This is a genomic window from Streptomyces sp. NPDC058534 (genome assembly GCF_042717365.1).
GTDB lineage: Bacteria > Actinomycetota > Actinomycetes > Streptomycetales > Streptomycetaceae > Streptomyces.
Map to the genome: position 1 here is coordinate 18,980 of NZ_JBHXNW010000006.1, position 15,030 is coordinate 34,009.

11 protein-coding genes are annotated in these 15,030 nt (G+C 69.6%); 4 read left to right on the forward strand and 7 right to left on the reverse strand.

Annotation, left to right across the window (positions count from 1 at the left end; translation table 11 throughout):
* Positions 1-205: 205 nt before the first annotated feature.
* From ACFWR9_RS04875 to ACFWR9_RS04885, 3 genes are all read left to right on the forward strand, one after another.
* Complete coding sequence (locus ACFWR9_RS04875; protein ID WP_163015882.1) at positions 206-1,279, forward strand: ParA family protein; 1,074 nt, start codon at positions 206-208, stop codon at positions 1,277-1,279.
* A complete protein-coding gene (locus ACFWR9_RS04880) occupies positions 1,276-2,379 on the forward strand; it encodes a ParB/RepB/Spo0J family partition protein (protein ID WP_383835571.1) in 1,104 nt (367 codons plus the stop codon). The genes ACFWR9_RS04875 and ACFWR9_RS04880 overlap by 4 nt, the downstream gene beginning before the upstream one ends.
* 298 nt (positions 2,380-2,677) lie before the next feature.
* Positions 2,678-3,295, forward strand: coding sequence for a GNAT family N-acetyltransferase (locus tag ACFWR9_RS04885; RefSeq protein WP_383835574.1), 618 nt, complete (start codon positions 2,678-2,680; stop codon positions 3,293-3,295).
* Between the two features lie 80 nt (positions 3,296-3,375).
* Here ACFWR9_RS04885 and trxA read toward each other — a convergent pair whose 3' ends face one another.
* The 7 genes from trxA to ACFWR9_RS04920 all read right to left on the reverse strand — a co-directional run bounded on the left by trxA (position 3,376) and on the right by ACFWR9_RS04920 (position 13,311).
* Complete coding sequence (trxA, locus tag ACFWR9_RS04890) at positions 3,376-3,708, reverse strand: thioredoxin (protein ID WP_383835577.1); 333 nt, start codon at positions 3,706-3,708, stop codon at positions 3,376-3,378.
* 36 nt (positions 3,709-3,744) lie between these two features.
* On the reverse strand, positions 3,745-4,713 hold the full coding sequence (gene trxB / locus ACFWR9_RS04895; RefSeq protein ID WP_383835579.1) for a thioredoxin-disulfide reductase: 969 nt from the start codon (positions 4,711-4,713) through the stop codon (positions 3,745-3,747).
* 161 nt (positions 4,714-4,874) lie between these two features.
* Positions 4,875-5,804, reverse strand: coding sequence for an anti-sigma factor family protein (locus ACFWR9_RS04900; protein ID WP_383835582.1), 930 nt, complete (start codon positions 5,802-5,804; stop codon positions 4,875-4,877).
* The gene (gene sigM / locus ACFWR9_RS04905; RefSeq protein WP_383835585.1) at positions 5,801-6,535 is read right to left on the reverse strand and encodes an RNA polymerase sigma factor SigM; all 735 of its coding nucleotides are present in this window, start codon (positions 6,533-6,535) and stop codon (positions 5,801-5,803) included. Before sigM ends, ACFWR9_RS04900 begins: the two co-directional genes overlap by 4 nt.
* Positions 6,536-6,570: 35 nt before the next feature.
* Positions 6,571-8,262: a protein kinase family protein gene (locus ACFWR9_RS04910; protein WP_383835588.1), complete on the reverse strand. Its 1,692-nt coding sequence runs from the start codon at positions 8,260-8,262 to the stop codon at positions 6,571-6,573.
* 139 nt (positions 8,263-8,401) lie between these two features.
* A complete protein-coding gene (gene murJ / locus ACFWR9_RS04915; RefSeq protein WP_383835591.1) occupies positions 8,402-10,870 on the reverse strand; it encodes a murein biosynthesis integral membrane protein MurJ in 2,469 nt (822 codons plus the stop codon).
* Positions 10,871-10,914: 44 nt separating this feature from the next.
* On the reverse strand, positions 10,915-13,311 hold the full coding sequence (locus ACFWR9_RS04920) for a DUF6049 family protein (RefSeq protein ID WP_383835594.1): 2,397 nt from the start codon (positions 13,309-13,311) through the stop codon (positions 10,915-10,917).
* Between the two features lie 225 nt (positions 13,312-13,536).
* Between ACFWR9_RS04920 and ACFWR9_RS04925 the strand changes: the two genes are divergently transcribed.
* Positions 13,537-14,988 carry a CCA tRNA nucleotidyltransferase gene (locus ACFWR9_RS04925; RefSeq protein WP_383835597.1) on the forward strand — a complete coding sequence of 484 codons (1,452 nt, stop codon included), beginning with the start codon at positions 13,537-13,539 and terminating at the stop codon, positions 14,986-14,988.
* The last annotated feature ends 42 nt before the right edge of the window (positions 14,989-15,030 follow it).

Sequence of the window (15,030 nt, forward strand, 5' to 3'; positions counted from 1 at the left end):
CGGGGTTGTTCGGCATCGCGTGCTGTGATGGGTGTTACCGTTTAACCGTCGCTCCCGGCTGCCCGGCATAATCCGGCGGGGCCGCGCGGCGCCCCACCCCCGCGACCGAAAGCCTCTCGGGTCGCTCGGAGAGGGGGCGGAGTTGTCCACAGAGGTGGATTTCTCCACAGAACACCAGGCCTCACTGGTTCATGACCCCGAAGGCATGGGAGGCTCTGTTCATTGCGAGCCTGAAGTCGAGGAGAGTGAATCCTTGCGGTCCGACGCCAATATCGCGGGACCGATGACCGATCCGGTCCCCGGTCCCCGTACCGAGTCGATGGGAGCGGATGTTTCACGTGAAACACCGCCTCCGATGGACGACACTCCGATCGGTCGTGCTGCCCAATTGGCGGTGGAGGCTCTGGGGCGCGCCGGTGAAGGGCTGCCGCGACCCGAGCAGACCCGGGTCATGGTGGTCGCCAACCAGAAGGGCGGTGTGGGCAAGACGACGACGACCGTCAACCTTGCCGCGTCACTCGCCCTCCACGGTGCCAGGGTCCTGGTCGTCGACCTTGACCCGCAGGGCAACGCGTCCACTGCCCTGGGTATCGATCACCACGCCGACGTCCCCTCCATCTACGACGTACTCGTCGAGAGCCGGCCACTCTCGGAAGTGGTCCAGCCGGTCCCCGATGTCGAGGGTCTGTTCTGTGCGCCCGCCACGATCGATCTCGCCGGCGCCGAGATCGAACTGGTCTCGCTGGTCGCCCGGGAGAGCCGGCTCCAGAGGGCGATCGCCTCATACGAGCAGCCACTCGACTACATCCTCATCGACTGCCCGCCCTCCCTCGGTCTGCTGACGGTCAATGCGCTTGTCGCGGGCCAGGAGGTGCTGATCCCGATCCAGTGCGAGTACTACGCGCTGGAAGGGCTGGGACAGTTGCTCCGCAACGTCGATCTGGTCCGAGGGCACCTCAACCCGACGCTGCATGTGTCGACCATCCTGCTCACCATGTACGACGGCCGGACGCGGCTCGCGTCCCAGGTCGCGGACGAGGTGCGCAGCCACTTCGGTGAAGAGGTGCTGCGGACGAGCATTCCCCGCTCGGTCCGTATCTCCGAGGCCCCGAGCTACGGGCAGACGGTACTGACCTACGATCCAGGATCGAGTGGAGCCCTCTCCTATCTGGAGGCGGCACGTGAGATGGCGCTGAAGGGCGTGGGCGTCCAGTACGAGGCGACGCACGCTCACCTCGGCGCACAGAATGACCCGAACATGGTGGAGGGGATCCAGTGAGTGAGCGACGGAGGGGGCTGGGCCGTGGTCTGGGCGCACTGATCCCCAACGCCCCGACGGAGAAGTCGGTGGCTTCGGCAGCGCTGGGGAACGCGGCCTCCGCGTCTCCGGGGGCGATGCCGCTGCTGCCGAACGAGCGCGGGGTGGCCGCGGCGAAGGTGGCCACGCTGCCGCCTGTTTCACGTGAAACAGAGGAGCTGGCGGCGGCCTTCGGCGGCGCGGAAGGACTCAGGGCGCCCATGGGGGCGCACTTCGCCGAGGTTCCCCTCGATGCCATCACGCCGAACCCGAAGCAGCCGCGCAAGGACTTCGACGACGACGCACTGGCCGAACTGGTCACCTCCATCAGGGAGGTCGGGCTCCTCCAGCCGGTAGTCGTCCGGCCGACGGGGCACGGTCGCTATGAGCTGATCATGGGCGAGCGTCGCTTCCGGGCCTGTCGCGAGCTGGAACTGGAGGCCATCCCGGCCATCGTCCGGGCGACGGAGGACGAGAAGCTTCTTCTGGACGCCCTCCTGGAGAACCTGCACCGTGCCCAGCTGAACCCGCTGGAAGAGGCCTTCGCCTACGACCAGCTGCTGAAGGACTTCAACTGCACGCACGACCAGTTGGCCGATCGGATCGGGCGCTCCCGGCCTCAGGTCTCCAACACACTGCGTCTGCTGAAGCTCTCCCCCAAGGTGCAGAACCGGGTGGCCGCGGGCGTGCTCTCCGCAGGGCATGCCCGGGCGCTGCTCTCCGTCGACGACCCGGAGGAGCAGGATCGCCTGGCGCACCGCATCGTGGCCGAAGGGCTCTCGGTGCGGTCGGTCGAGGAGATCGTGACCCTGATGGGCTCCCGGCCCCAGAGGCCGCAGCGTGCCAAGGGCCCGCGTGCCGGTTCCCTGGTCTCCCCGGCGCTGTCCGACCTGGCGACGCGGCTGTCCGACCGCTTCGAGACCCGAGTGAAGGTCGACCTGGGGCAGAAGAAGGGCAAGATCACCGTGGAGTTCGCCTCCATGGACGACCTTGAGCGGATCCTCGGAAGCCTTGCTCCCGGTGAAGGGCCCGTGCTGCAGAAGGGGCTCCTGGAGGACGAGGACGAAGACCTCGACTCCTGAAACACCTGCCGCCAGGGCGGGTCGTGTCCGGTGCATACCGGAACACGACCCGCCCTTTGCTTTGCGTCGGTGTCGGGGTCAGCGCATCGTGGATACGATGCGATTGGGATGCGTTATCACCTGGCAGTACCTCTGAGAGGAAGGCAGGGGCCATGCGCACGATGGGCCGCACCGCACTGGTGAGCGCGGGCTTGGGGCTGGGCGCGGTCGGTGGGTTCATCGGCAGCCTGCTCAGGGAACGGAGCGCTCTGACAGCCGCCAGTGACGCGGCAGGCGAAGGAAGCGAGGATCAGCCTTCATGGGGCGCCGGCTCGTACCGCTCACGCTGGACAACCTTCAGGACCTTCCCCAGGGCTGTCGCTCGTGCGTCTTCTGGGAACTGGATCCCGTCAGCGGCGAAGCCGCGGTAAAGGCCGGGACGCCTGCCCTGGAGAAGGAGTCCTGGATCTCCGCCGTGCTGCTGGACTGGGGATCGTGCGGCCGGGTGGTCTATGTCGACGATGTGCCGGTGGGCTTCGTCCTCTACGCCCCGCCGGCCTACGTACCCCGCTCGACGGCGTTCCCCACCAGCCCCGTCTCGTCCGACGCGGTGCAGCTGATGACGGCATTCGTGATGCCGGGGTACCAGGGCCAGGGGCTCGGGCGGGTGATGGTCCAGACGGTCGCCAAGGATCTGCTGCGCCGGGGCTTCAAGGCGATCGAGGCCTTCGGGGACGCACGCTGGAAGGAACCAGCGTGTGTCCTGCCTGCGGAGCATCTGCTTGCGGTCGGCTTCAAGACGGTCCGGCCGCACCCCCGCCATCCGCGGCTGCGGCTGGATCTGCGATCCACGCTGTCCTGGAAGGAAGACGTGGAGATGGCGCTGGACCGTCTGCTCGGAGCCGTTCAGAAGGAACCCGCGTTGCGTCCGCTGTAGCGGCGAGTCGGCACCAGGGGCTGTCATGGACGAAGGGGCCGACCCATCCGGGTCGGCCCCTTCGTGTTTCACGTGAAACGTCAGTCGACGATGAAGTCCTCAAGGTCGCGGACGATCGCGGCCTTCGGCTTTGCGCCGACGATGGTCTTGGCCACCTCGCCACCCTGGTAGACGTTCAGGGTCGGGATGGACATGACGCCGTACTTGGCGGCCGTACCCGGGTTCTCGTCGATGTTCAGCTTGACGATCTCGATCTTGTCGCCGTACTCGGCGGCGATCGCCTCGAGGGACGGCGCGATCTGGCGGCACGGACCGCACCAGGCGGCCCAGAAGTCCACCAGCACGGGCTTGTCGCTCTTGAGCACGTCCTGCTCGAAGGAGTCGTCGGTCACATGCTTCAGGGTGCCGGCCACGGCGGGCTCCTTAACTGGTTGGTGCGGGGATGGGGGTCAGACGGTGGTCTTCTCGGGCTCCGCCTTGTCCTCGTCGCTGAGCGCGGCGAGGAAGCGCTCGGCGTCGAGAGCGGCGGAGCAGCCGGTGCCGGCCGCGGTGATCGCCTGGCGGTAGGTGTGGTCGACCACGTCACCGGCGCCGAAGACACCGGTCAGGTTGGTGCGGGTCGACGGAGCCTCGACATTCAGGTAGCCCTCCGGATCCAGGTCGAGCTGGCCCTTGAAGAGCTCGGTGCGCGGGTCGTGGCCGATCGCGATGAACAGGCCCGTCACCGGCAGGTCCGCGAGTTCGCCGGTCTTCACGTTGCGCAGCTTCAGGCCGGACAGCTTCTGGTCGCCCTGGACCTCCGCGACCTCGCTGTCCCAGACGAACGTGATCTTCGGGTCGGCGAAGGCGCGGTCCTGCATCGCCTTGGAGGCGCGCAGGGTGTCCCGGCGGTGGACGATCGTCACGGACTTGGCGAAGCGGGAGAGGAACGTGGCCTCCTCCATCGCGGTGTCACCGCCGCCGATCACCGCGATGTCCTGGTCCTTGAAGAAGAACCCGTCACAGGTCGCGCACCAGGAGACGCCACGTCCGGAGAGGGCGTCCTCGTTCGGCAGGCCGAGCTTGCGGTGCTGGGAGCCGGTGGTGATGATGACGGCCTTGGCCCGGTGGACCGTACCCGCGGTGTCGGTGACGGTCTTGATCTCGCCGGACAGGTCGACGGCAACGACATCGTCCGGGATCAGCTCGGCGCCGAAGCGCTCGGCCTGGGCGCGCATGTTGTCCATGAGCTCGGGGCCCATGATGCCGTCCTGGAAGCCGGGGAAGTTCTCCACCTCGGTGGTGTTCATCAGCGCTCCGCCCGCGGTGACGGCTCCCTCGAACACCAGCGGCTTCAGCGACGCGCGCGCGGTGTACAGGGCCGCCGTGTAGCCGGCGGGCCCGGAGCCGATGATGATCACGTTTCGGACGTCGCTCACGGCTGCATTCCTCGTCTCTGGACTGGCTTCTTCTGGGCCGGGTGAAGCTGCACTCGGAACTCTCACCCCACCTAACGGATCCTACGGGGCGCGCATTCCCGCCGTGCCCGGGCACACGGGAACAGCGCCGGGGCGCAGGACAGAAGGGAAGAGCCTGATCGCTACGAACGCGCGTAGGAGTGCTTCAAGAGGATCTCGGCCTTGCCGACGGCGGGCTCACGCACGCACGACGACTCGACGATGTAGGCGGTGACCCGGGAGTCGTTGGTGGCGTCGGGCAGGACCACGAGCAGGACGTCCTTGCCTTGGTAGACGCCCTTCTCCGTGGCGATCACCGCGTCGTCGCGGCCGATGCCCTTCTCGATGCACTCCGGGATCGTCGGCTGCTTGAAGACATGATTCTCGGCACCGGTCTCGTTGCCGTTCTCGGACTCCGTGCCGAAGGTGCGGGGGGTACGCGGTCCGCTCTCGTTGGCCTGCCCGTCCGCGATGAGGCCGGTGACCTTCTCCTCGAGCTTTCCCTCGGAGAAGGTGTCCGCTGGAGCCGACTGCTGACCATGGGCGGTGTCGTCCGACGGGCTCCCTCCGGTCAGGGAGGACACGACGACCGAACCGAGGCCGATGGCGGCTGCGGCGGCCACGGCGCCGAGTACGGCGATCCTGCGCCTTCCGCCACGCCGACGGTCCTTGCGGCCCGGTCCGGTGGAGGAGGGACGGGCATGCCCGGCGGGGCGGTCGGCCGATGCCGATGCCGATGCCGATGCCCCTGCCGGTGTCGATGTTTCACGTGAAACACGCGCGCTGTCGTCGCTGGACGCGGCTTCCCGTGCGGTGGCGCTCAGCGGTGCCTCGGCCGCCAAGGCGGCGTCTATGCGCTCGGTCACGTCGTCCGGCATCCGTGCCGGCTCCGGCAGGGTGCCGAGCAGTCCCTGGATCGCCTCCAGGGACGCGTAGACGTCCGCGCAGAGGTCGCAGCCCTCCAGATGCCGCCGTACATCGTTCGTCCGAGCGGTCGGGAGGAGGCCTTCGGCGAGGTCGGAGATCTCCGCGACGTCCGGGTGCCCGGCCCTGTCTGTCGTCGACGACGTCACGCTCGTCCACCTCCGCCCTTCACTGCGGCTGAATCGCTCGGCCCGGTCTCCGGCGGATCCGCACGGTGCGGTCCCGCTGCCGGTGGGACGGATGTCCCCGGCGTCCGGTTCCGCTCGGTGCCGGACTTCCTGTCTTCCCCGCTGCCGCCGCTGCCGTCCGGACGCAGATGGGTGAGCTGCGGCAGGAGTCTGGCTCTGCCCCGGGCGCACCTGCTCTTGATCGTGCCGGTCGGGACATCGAGGATCCGGGCGGCCTCGGCGACGGGGTAGCCCTGCATGTCCACCAGGACGAGGGCCGCCCGCTGGTCGGCCGGCAAGGTACCCAGGGCCTTCAGCAGCTGGCGGTGCAAATCGTTGCGCTCGGCGGGGGCGGAGGCCGACTCGTGCGGCTCCAGAAGCTGCTCCAGGCGCTCGGTGTCGTCGACCGGAGCGGTCTTCCGGGAGGCGGCCTTGCGTGCCCGGTCCAGACAGGCGTTCACGGTGATCCGGTGCAGCCACGTCGTGACGGCCGCCTGTCCGCGGAAGGTGTGGGCGGCCCGGTAGGCGGAGACGAGCGCGTCCTGAACGGCGTCGGCCGCCTCCTCCCGGTCTCCCAGCGTCCGCAGGGCCACAGCCCAGAGCCGGTCGCGGTGACGGCGCACGAGCTCACCGAAGGCGTCGGGATGGCCGTCGACATGGCTCGCCAAGAGATCCTGATCGCTCATGTCGCCGAGCGAAGGCTCTTCCTGCACGACTCCCCTCCCTCCGCGGGCGACTCACGAACGAGTCAGCCGGTCACCTTGACGTCCACGACCCTCCCACGGAAATTACCGTCGTCCGTCGGCGGCAGCTGGGTCAGCCAGACCAGCAGGTAACGCGCCTGGAGCGGCTCGCCCGGCTTGAGTGTCACCGTGGTGCCGGTGCCCTCGGCGGACTTCGTGTAACCGTCGAGGCTCTGCGGCTCGGTGGTGTCCGTTCCGGCGGTACGCAGCTCGACGGACGTGCTTCCGACGAACGACACGGTCACCTTGCCCACCTGCTTGACCTTGCCCAGGTCGAGCACGACGCCGAGCCCCGACTTGAGGCGGCCGAAGTCGGCGCTCCTGTAGTAGTCGGTCTGCCAGTAGGTATCGGGAGCGCCGTCATAGACATTGCCGACGTCGGACGGCTTCTCGGAGCCGTCGCCGAGGGGGTCGAAGTCGCGCGCGCCGCTGATGGCGACCGGCTGCCCACCGGCCGCCGGCTTCTTCGGGCTCTTCTCGTCGCCGTCCGTCGTCTGCGTCTGGTTCTGGTCGTCGGACTTGCCGCCGCGCTCCATGAGCGCGTCCGCCAGCTGCCAGCTGCCCAGGCCGAGGGCGGCGATCAGCAGAGCGGAGACGCTCCACTTCAGTGCCTTGCCGGTACGGCTCTGCAGCGGGGGCGGCGGCGGCACCGGCTGGGTGGCGCCGGGGCGCGGTGCCGGACGGCCGTACGCACCCTGCTGGTAGGCGGTGCGCTGGTAGTCGGGCGGTGCGGTGTACGACGGCTCCGGCGGGCGGATGCGGGGCATCGCGCCGATCGCCTTCACCAGCTCCTCCGGCGTGGTGCACGGGGCCTCGTGCCGGGAAGCGGTCGCGCCGTCGTTGGCGAGTGCCCGCATGGCCAGTTCGGACAGGCCGCGGTGGACGCCCGCGCGGACCTGGTCCGGCGGGATCAGCCCGATGTCCTTGGGCAGACCCGCCAGACCGTGGGCGTCGCTCTCGTACGGCCAGCGCTGGGTGAGCGTGGCGTACAGCAGGGCGCCGATGGCCTCCGTGTCGGTGCGCTGGGGGGATCCGGAACTGATGCCGCGCAGTGCTGCGTTGACGGCGAGGCCGCGGATCCGCCACTGTCCCGACGACGTACGCAGCACCGCGTTGGGGCTCAGCCGCAGATGCGCGAGGCCCTCGCGGTGGGCGGCCGCCATGGCGGAGGACACCTGACTGACCATCTGGTAGGCGTCGTACACCTCCAGCGGGCCGGAGGCGAGGAGCGCGGTCAGCTCCGTGGCGTCGGGGAGCCACTCGTGCACGACGTAGACGAGGTCGTTGTCCTCGACGGCGTCCAGCACCTGGACGAAGCGGGGGTCGCCGAGCAGCGCGGAGGAGCGTGCCGCGGCCAGCACGGAGCGGGCCCGCGTGTGGTCGGTCGGCAGGATGTGGACTCCGACGGCGCGGCGGAGCTTCTCGTCGACGGCCCGCCAACTGCTGAAGCCGTCCAGACGGGTGACGCACTCCTCGAGGCGGTAGCGTCTGGCGAGTTTGTGCCCGCTGTGCAGTTCAGGAGGCGAGGCCTTGGCGGTTTCCTCGCTCGTGGGGGTCCCCTGTGCCTCGTCGCTGTCCGTGTCCCGCTCCCGGTTGTTGGCCACCCCGTCGGCCGTGGACTGGTCCGCCTGTGCGGTCAGCGGCTCGTCACCGCTGTTGTCTGCCACGTCGACGGCAGCTGTGCTCCGTTCCGCCACCGTCGTTCCTGCCTCCCCATTCGATGCGCGTCGGCCGACTCCCGATGTGCGCGTCCGACGCCGAACCCAATTGTGCCCACAGTCCGGCGCTATGCACGACACACGGCGGCGGACGATGGTTGTGCGCCTACCCCGGGTCTTAGCGTCCCAGGCGTCCGCGCACCATGCCGACCAGGGAGTTGACCTCCTCGATGCGCATCCGGCGGGCGGCGACGAAGAAGACACCGAACAGCAGCAGCCCACCGGCCAGCAGCGCGGCGAACGATCCCACGACACCCTGACCGAGCGACTTGGTGATGGCGTAGCAGGCCGCGCCACTGAGCAGAACGGCCGGGACGGACGCGATGCACAGCCGGGCGTACGTCCGCAGCACCCGGGCGCCGTCCAAGTCCCCGCCGAGCCGCTTGCGCAGCCTGCGCCAGGCGATGCCCACACCGATCACGTAGGCCAGGCCGTAGGAGGCGGCCATGCCGACCACGGCCCAGCGCGCCGGCAGCAGGAGGAAACACAGTCCCGAGGCGGCGGCGTTGACCACGGCCACGATGACGGTGTTGTAGAAGGGCGTCCGGGTGTCCTCGTAGGCGTAGAAGGCGCGCAGGACGACGTACTGGACGGAGTACGGGACGAGGCCGAGGCCGAAGGCCATCAGCATGTAGCCCATGTTGGTGGCCTCGCTGGTACCCGAGGAACCGAACATGAGCGTGCACATCGGGATGCCGAGCGCGACGAATGCGAAGGAGACGGGGACGATGGCTACGGCTGTGGTGCGCAGACCCTGGGAGATGTCGTCCCGCACCGCTCCGCCGTCCTCCTCGGACGCCGAGCGGGAGATGCGGGGCAGCAGGGCGGCCATCAGGGAGACGGTGATGATGGCCTGAGGCAGGCCCCAGATCAATTGCGCGTTCGCGTAGGCGGCGAAGCCGGTGCCGTCGACGGGCGAGGCCTTGCCGGCCGCGGTGGAGAGCTGAATGACGATCATGGCGCCGGCCTGGTTGGCGAGCACGAACAGGACCGTCCACTTGGCAAGGGTGATGGCCTTGCCGAGTCCGTGGCCCCTCCAGTCGAAGCGCAGCCGGAGCCGGAACCCCGTCTCTCGCAGGTAGGGAATCATGGCCAGGGACTGGACGATGAGGCCCAGCAGCACCCCGATGCCGAGCAGCTTCTCGCCCTCCGGTGGGATGCTGGTGACCTTCATTCCCGAGTTCTCGGCGGTGCCGTAGACCCAGATGAACATCCCCAGGGTCACGATGATGACGATGTTGTTGAGGACCGGTGTCCACATCATCGCGCCGAACCTGCCGCGGGCGTTGAGGATCTGCCCCATCACCACGTGGAGGCCCATGAAGAAGATCGAGGGCAGGAAGTAACGGACGAAGGTGATGCCGACCTCGTTCGCGGCCGGATCACTGGCGACGGGGTTGGACAGCAGCCGGATCAGCAGGGGTGCGGCGAAGACCGTGATCACGGTCAGGGCGCCCAGCGCCACCATGACGAGGGTCAGCAGACGGTTGGCGAAGGCCTCGCCACCGTCCTCGTCGTCCTTCATCGCCCTGACGAGCTGCGGTACGAAGACAGAGTTGAGGCCGCCACCGACGGTGAGGATGTAGATCATCGTGGGCAGCTGGTAGGCGACCTGGAAGGTGTCTCCGAGCAGCCCGACGCCCAGCGCCGAGACGATCAGCGCCGACCGGATGAACCCCGTCAGCCGCGACACCATCGTGCCCGCGGCCATCACGGCGCTCGACTTCAGCAGGCCACCCGCGCGCCCGCCCTTCTTGGGCGCGCCGGCCGACGCGGCCGCGGGAGCCGGCTCGGGCTCCAGGAGGGGGGCTTCGGCCGCTTCCGGGGTCGGGGCCACCGCGTACTGGCCGGGCGCCGGCGCCGCGTGCTGTTCGTGCCCGGGGGCCGGGCCGCCGTACTGACCGGGTGCCGGAGCGTTTCCGTACGGCCCGGCTCCTTGCGGGGCGCCGTACTGGGCGGGTCCCTGCGGGGCGCCGTACTGGGCGGGCCCCTGCGGGGCGCCGTACTGGGCGGGCCCCTGGGGTGCGCCGTACTGCTCGGGGCCCGGCGTCCCGCCGTACGGCCCCGGCGCCGGGGCGGGCGCGGGTACGCCGGTGTGGTTGTCGTACGAGGGGTGGCCGCCGCCCTGCTGCTGGTCGCGGAAGAGGTGCGCGAAGGCGTCCGGCTCGTGGCGCTGGTCACCGGCCTGGGTGACCAGGTCGTCCACTCCGACGAACTGGGTGGTCCGCGGGTCGTCGCCGTACGGCAGGTACTGCGTCGGGCCCTCCGGTTCGGGGGCCGGGGTCTGCCCCCAGACGCGCGGGTCCGGGGCGTACGGCGACTGGGCGGGCTGGGAGTACAGCGGCTGCTGCGGCGGGTACGCGCCCGGGGGCGGCGGGGGGTGTGCGGCGCGGTCGTAGAGCGCCTCGGAGACCGGGTCCTGGGCGGAGAGGTCCTGCGCCCGGTAGGGGTCCTGGTCGTAGGCGTCCTGGAGGTACATGTCCGCGGGCGGCTGCGGCGGCGTCTGGCGGGGGTCCGGCGGCGGACCCTCGGGGTGACCCGAGCCGTCCGCGGACCGACCGCGGTCACCGTCGTACGGCGCGTTCATGGTTACCCCACCTCATCGTCCCGGGCCGACCGGCCACGACATCCTCAACGGTCCACTCTCTCACCCGTGCCGGACGGGCCGGTGTTTTCCGCTGCGGTGTTTGGTGTCGGGTCACTCGGCTGCTCCGGGTCGTCCGGCCGGGCCGGTGCCTCGGACTCCTTCTTGAGACGCCCCTCGGTGCCCTCCGGGTTCTCCGGGTCGTCTGCGGGGTCCTGAGACGCCTCCGACCCGTCGGACCCGTTCTTCTCGGCGTCACGGGCCGCGGCGCGCTTGCGCTGCGTGTACATCCGGAAGCCGGCGAGGACGAGCAGCAGGACACCGCCGCCGATGACGAGCATCACGGTGGCCGTGATCTCGGTGACCTTCACGTCGAAGGTGACGGGGTCGCCGTACTTGCGTCCGTCCATCGTGTACAGCTGGGCGATCACCGTCGCCCGGCCGTTGGCGTTGGCGGACGTGGTGAACTTCACCGACTGGCTGTGGCCGCCGGAGACCGAGATCGGCTGCTCCTCGTAGTCGGCACCGTCGATCTCCAGGCGGGTCGGGTTGGTCGAGGTGAGCCGCAGGACCAGGGGCCCGACGTCCTGCACCAGGTTGTTCTGCACCGTCACCGGGATCGTGGCGCTGCGCCCGGAGAGCTTCGTCTCGGACTTGTCGATCAGTCTGACCCGGCCGGTGAGCCCGTCGAGGTAACGCTTCACGCCGTCGCGGAACGAATCCGCCTCGGTGGCCCGGCCCCGCCAGGACACGGACATCTCCCGGTTGAGCGCGCGTCCGAAGGGGGTCACCACGCGGGACGGGTTCGACAGGACGACCTGGAAGTTGTCGAGCGTGCCCTGGGTCCGGGCGATCTCCTCGAACGCCGACCTCGGAAGCTCCTTCTTGCGCAGTTCCGAGGGGTAGGACGAGGTTCCCGGAACCTTCGTGGCCGCGTCCGGGTCCGGTTTGGCCGCGGCGGCGGCCCCCAGCTTCTGGGACTGGGACCAGGTGCCCCCCTGCAGGGCACGCAGCGCCTCGGCCATCGCGCGGGCCTCGCTCCCGGACGGCATGCGCTGCGGTGCGATGACGACGCTGCGCTGCTTTCCGGTCTGGAGGCCCAGGCCCAGGCTCTGGGCGAGGAACCGCTGTACCGCGAGCGTGGACGAGGAGGCCTTCGTCAGGTCGCCCTCGAACGCCGTGGACAGCCGGGCGTCCGCTACGACGGCCGTGGTGCCGCCGCCGACGGGGCGGGCGGCGGAGGGCGTGTACGGCAGACCGTTGTTCTCCTGGAGGCTGTCGCTGCGGACGATCACCTTGTCGGCGCCGGCCGAGGTCGCGACCTTGACGATCGACCGGTCCACGGCGCCGTCCACGGGCCAGGCGAACTCGGTGCTCGGTTTCACCTTGAGGATCGGCGGGACCGTGTTGTCGATGACGTCCGTCGCGCTCTTGAGCTGGTTCAGCGAGCCCGTGACGTCCGTGCCGTTGTGGGCCAGGGACGCCAGGTCGGGGTCGGCGAAGGGGAGGGCGACGACCTCCTTGTCGGCCACCGCGTCCTGCAAGTCGGCGAGCCACTGCTTGGCGACGTCCTGGTGGGTTCCGGCGACGGTGCTCTTCCCGTCCCGGACGCGGTAGCTGCCGGTCATCGCGTCGACGGAGGCCAGCAGGTCCGGGTCGACCACCCAGGTGACGTCGAGGTCCTTGCCCAGCGTCACCATCTGGTTCAGCCGACCGCCGGGGGAGATCTCCTTGGCCAGGTCGTCATTGAGGAGGACCGGGGTCTGCTCCTCGTTCGGCCCCGTCTCGGCGGCCATGTGCGTGGTGGAGATCAGCGGCCACAGGGCCGTCGTCCTGGTCTTGGTGTCGGCCCCGTCGGGCTGCCACGGCAGGAAGGTCCGCTGGATGCCGAGGATCTGCTCCCACGGCTGCGCGGAGGTCTGCCCGGAGAGCGAGACGGCGAATTCGTAGACGCCGTCCTCGCCGAGATTCAGGTCGTCTGCGGGCACGGAGATGTTGAAGTGCTCGGCCACGCCCGGAACCAGCTTGGAGAACTTCTCGGTGTACTTGTTCTCGATCTCCGGGGCGATGGACCCCTGGAGATCGTCGCTGTCCTTGGCGATCGCGTCGACGGACGAGCGGGTGTCCACCTCGGGGCCCACGCGCAGGCCCACGTGAGCGTCGGTGACGGCCTGCTTGCCGTTGTTGGTCACCGTGCCGGACACGGTCACCGTGTCCCCGTCCGTGGGCGCGGACGGGGTGAGCGAGTCGACGGCGACGGCCACCGGGCCCGAATCGGCGTCGGCCCGGGCGGCCGGCTTTCCGTCGGCGTGCGCCGCACCGGCGGCGGGCAGCTGGACCAGGCCGGCCAGCAGCGGCGCCCCGGCGAGCAGTGCCGTGGTGCGCCGGAGCCACCGGCGGGCAGGTGAGGGACTGGTCCCCTGGAAGTCTGCCGCCTCGGCCACGCGCTCGCCCGTCCCTCGTCGTGATCAGTGGTCGTCGGAATGTGCGTCCACGCATGGTAACGATGTGCGCCGAGAGGAAGTGCCGCGGCGTACGCCACAAGATCGCCCGCAGGGCCGGGCCGCCCCGTATGTGCGCCTATGAAGGGAGCGGTGCCGAAGTGGGGGATTCGGGCCGCGATCAATGGGGGCGCCTGGCTCCGCCCGGGCCACGTACCCTGTTCTGTTGTGCCGAACGCCAACGAAGTCAGCCCCAGCGCCCTGAGCCCGGAGCCGTCCCCCGCGGTGCGCGAACCGCTGCGGGTCGCCCCCGTCGCCGACGATCTTGCCCGCCGTTTCCAGGAGGCCGGGTTCTCTCTCGCCCTGGTCGGCGGCTCGGTCCGGGACGCCTTGCTCGGCCGGCTCGGCAACGATCTGGACTTCACGACCGACGCCCGTCCCCAGGACGTACTGAAGATCGTCCGCCCGTGGGCGGACGCCGTCTGGGAGGTCGGGATCGCCTTCGGGACGGTCGGGGCACAGAAGGACGGCTACCAGATCGAGGTGACCACCTACCGCTCGGAGGCGTACGACCGCACCTCGCGCAAGCCGGAGGTGTCCTACGGCGACTCCATCGAGGAGGACCTCGTCCGGCGCGACTTCACGGTGAACGCGATGGCGGTCGCGCTGCCGGAGAACGTGTTCATCGATCCGTACGGAGGACTCGACGATCTCGCGGCGCGTGTGCTGCGTACTCCGGGCACTCCGGAGGCTTCCTTCTCGGACGACCCGCTGCGGATGATGCGTGCCGCGCGCTTCGCGGCGCAGCTCGACTTCGAGGTCGCGCCTGAGGTGGTGGCCGCCATGAAGGACATGGCCGGCCGCATCGACATCGTCTCGGCCGAGCGGGTCCGGGAGGAGCTGAACAAGCTCGTCGTCTCCTCGCACCCCCGCAAGGGACTGACCCTGCTGGTGGAGAGCGGCCTCGCCGACCGGGTCCTGCCCGAGTTGCCGGCGCTGCGGCTGGAGCGGGACGAGCACCACCGGCACAAGGACGTCTACGACCACACGCTCATCGTCCTGGAGCAGGCGATGGCCCTGGAGAGCGAGGGACCCGATCTGACCCTCCGCCTGGCCGCCCTGCTGCACGACATCGGCAAGCCCCGCACACGCCGTTTCGAGAGCGACGGCCGGGTCTCCTTCCACCACCACGAGGTGGTCGGGGCCAAGATGACCAAGAAGCGCATGGCCGCGCTCAAGTACTCCAACGACCTGGTGAAGGACGTCTCCCGCCTGGTCGAGCTGCACCTGCGCTTCCACGGCTATGGCACCGGCGAGTGGACGGATTCCGCGGTCCGTCGCTATGTCCGCGACGCCGGCCCCCTGCTCGACCGGCTCCACAAGCTGACCCGGTCGGACTGCACGACCCGCAACAAGCGCAAGGCATCGGCTCTCGCCCGCGCGTATGACGGCTTGGAGGACCGGATCGCCCAGCTCCAGCAGCAGGAGGAACTGGACGCGATCCGCCCCGACCTGGACGGCAACCAGATCATGGAAATCCTCGGAGTCCCCCCCGGCCCGGCCGTCGGCGAGGCCTACAAGCACCTACTGGAACTCCGCCTGGAGAACGGCCCGATGGAGCACGACGCGGCGGTGACTGCACTCAAGGAGTGGTGGGCGCAACGCCCGGAATCCGCATGAGTAGAGGGGGGGCGTGGGGTTAGGGTGATACGAGAGGCCGCG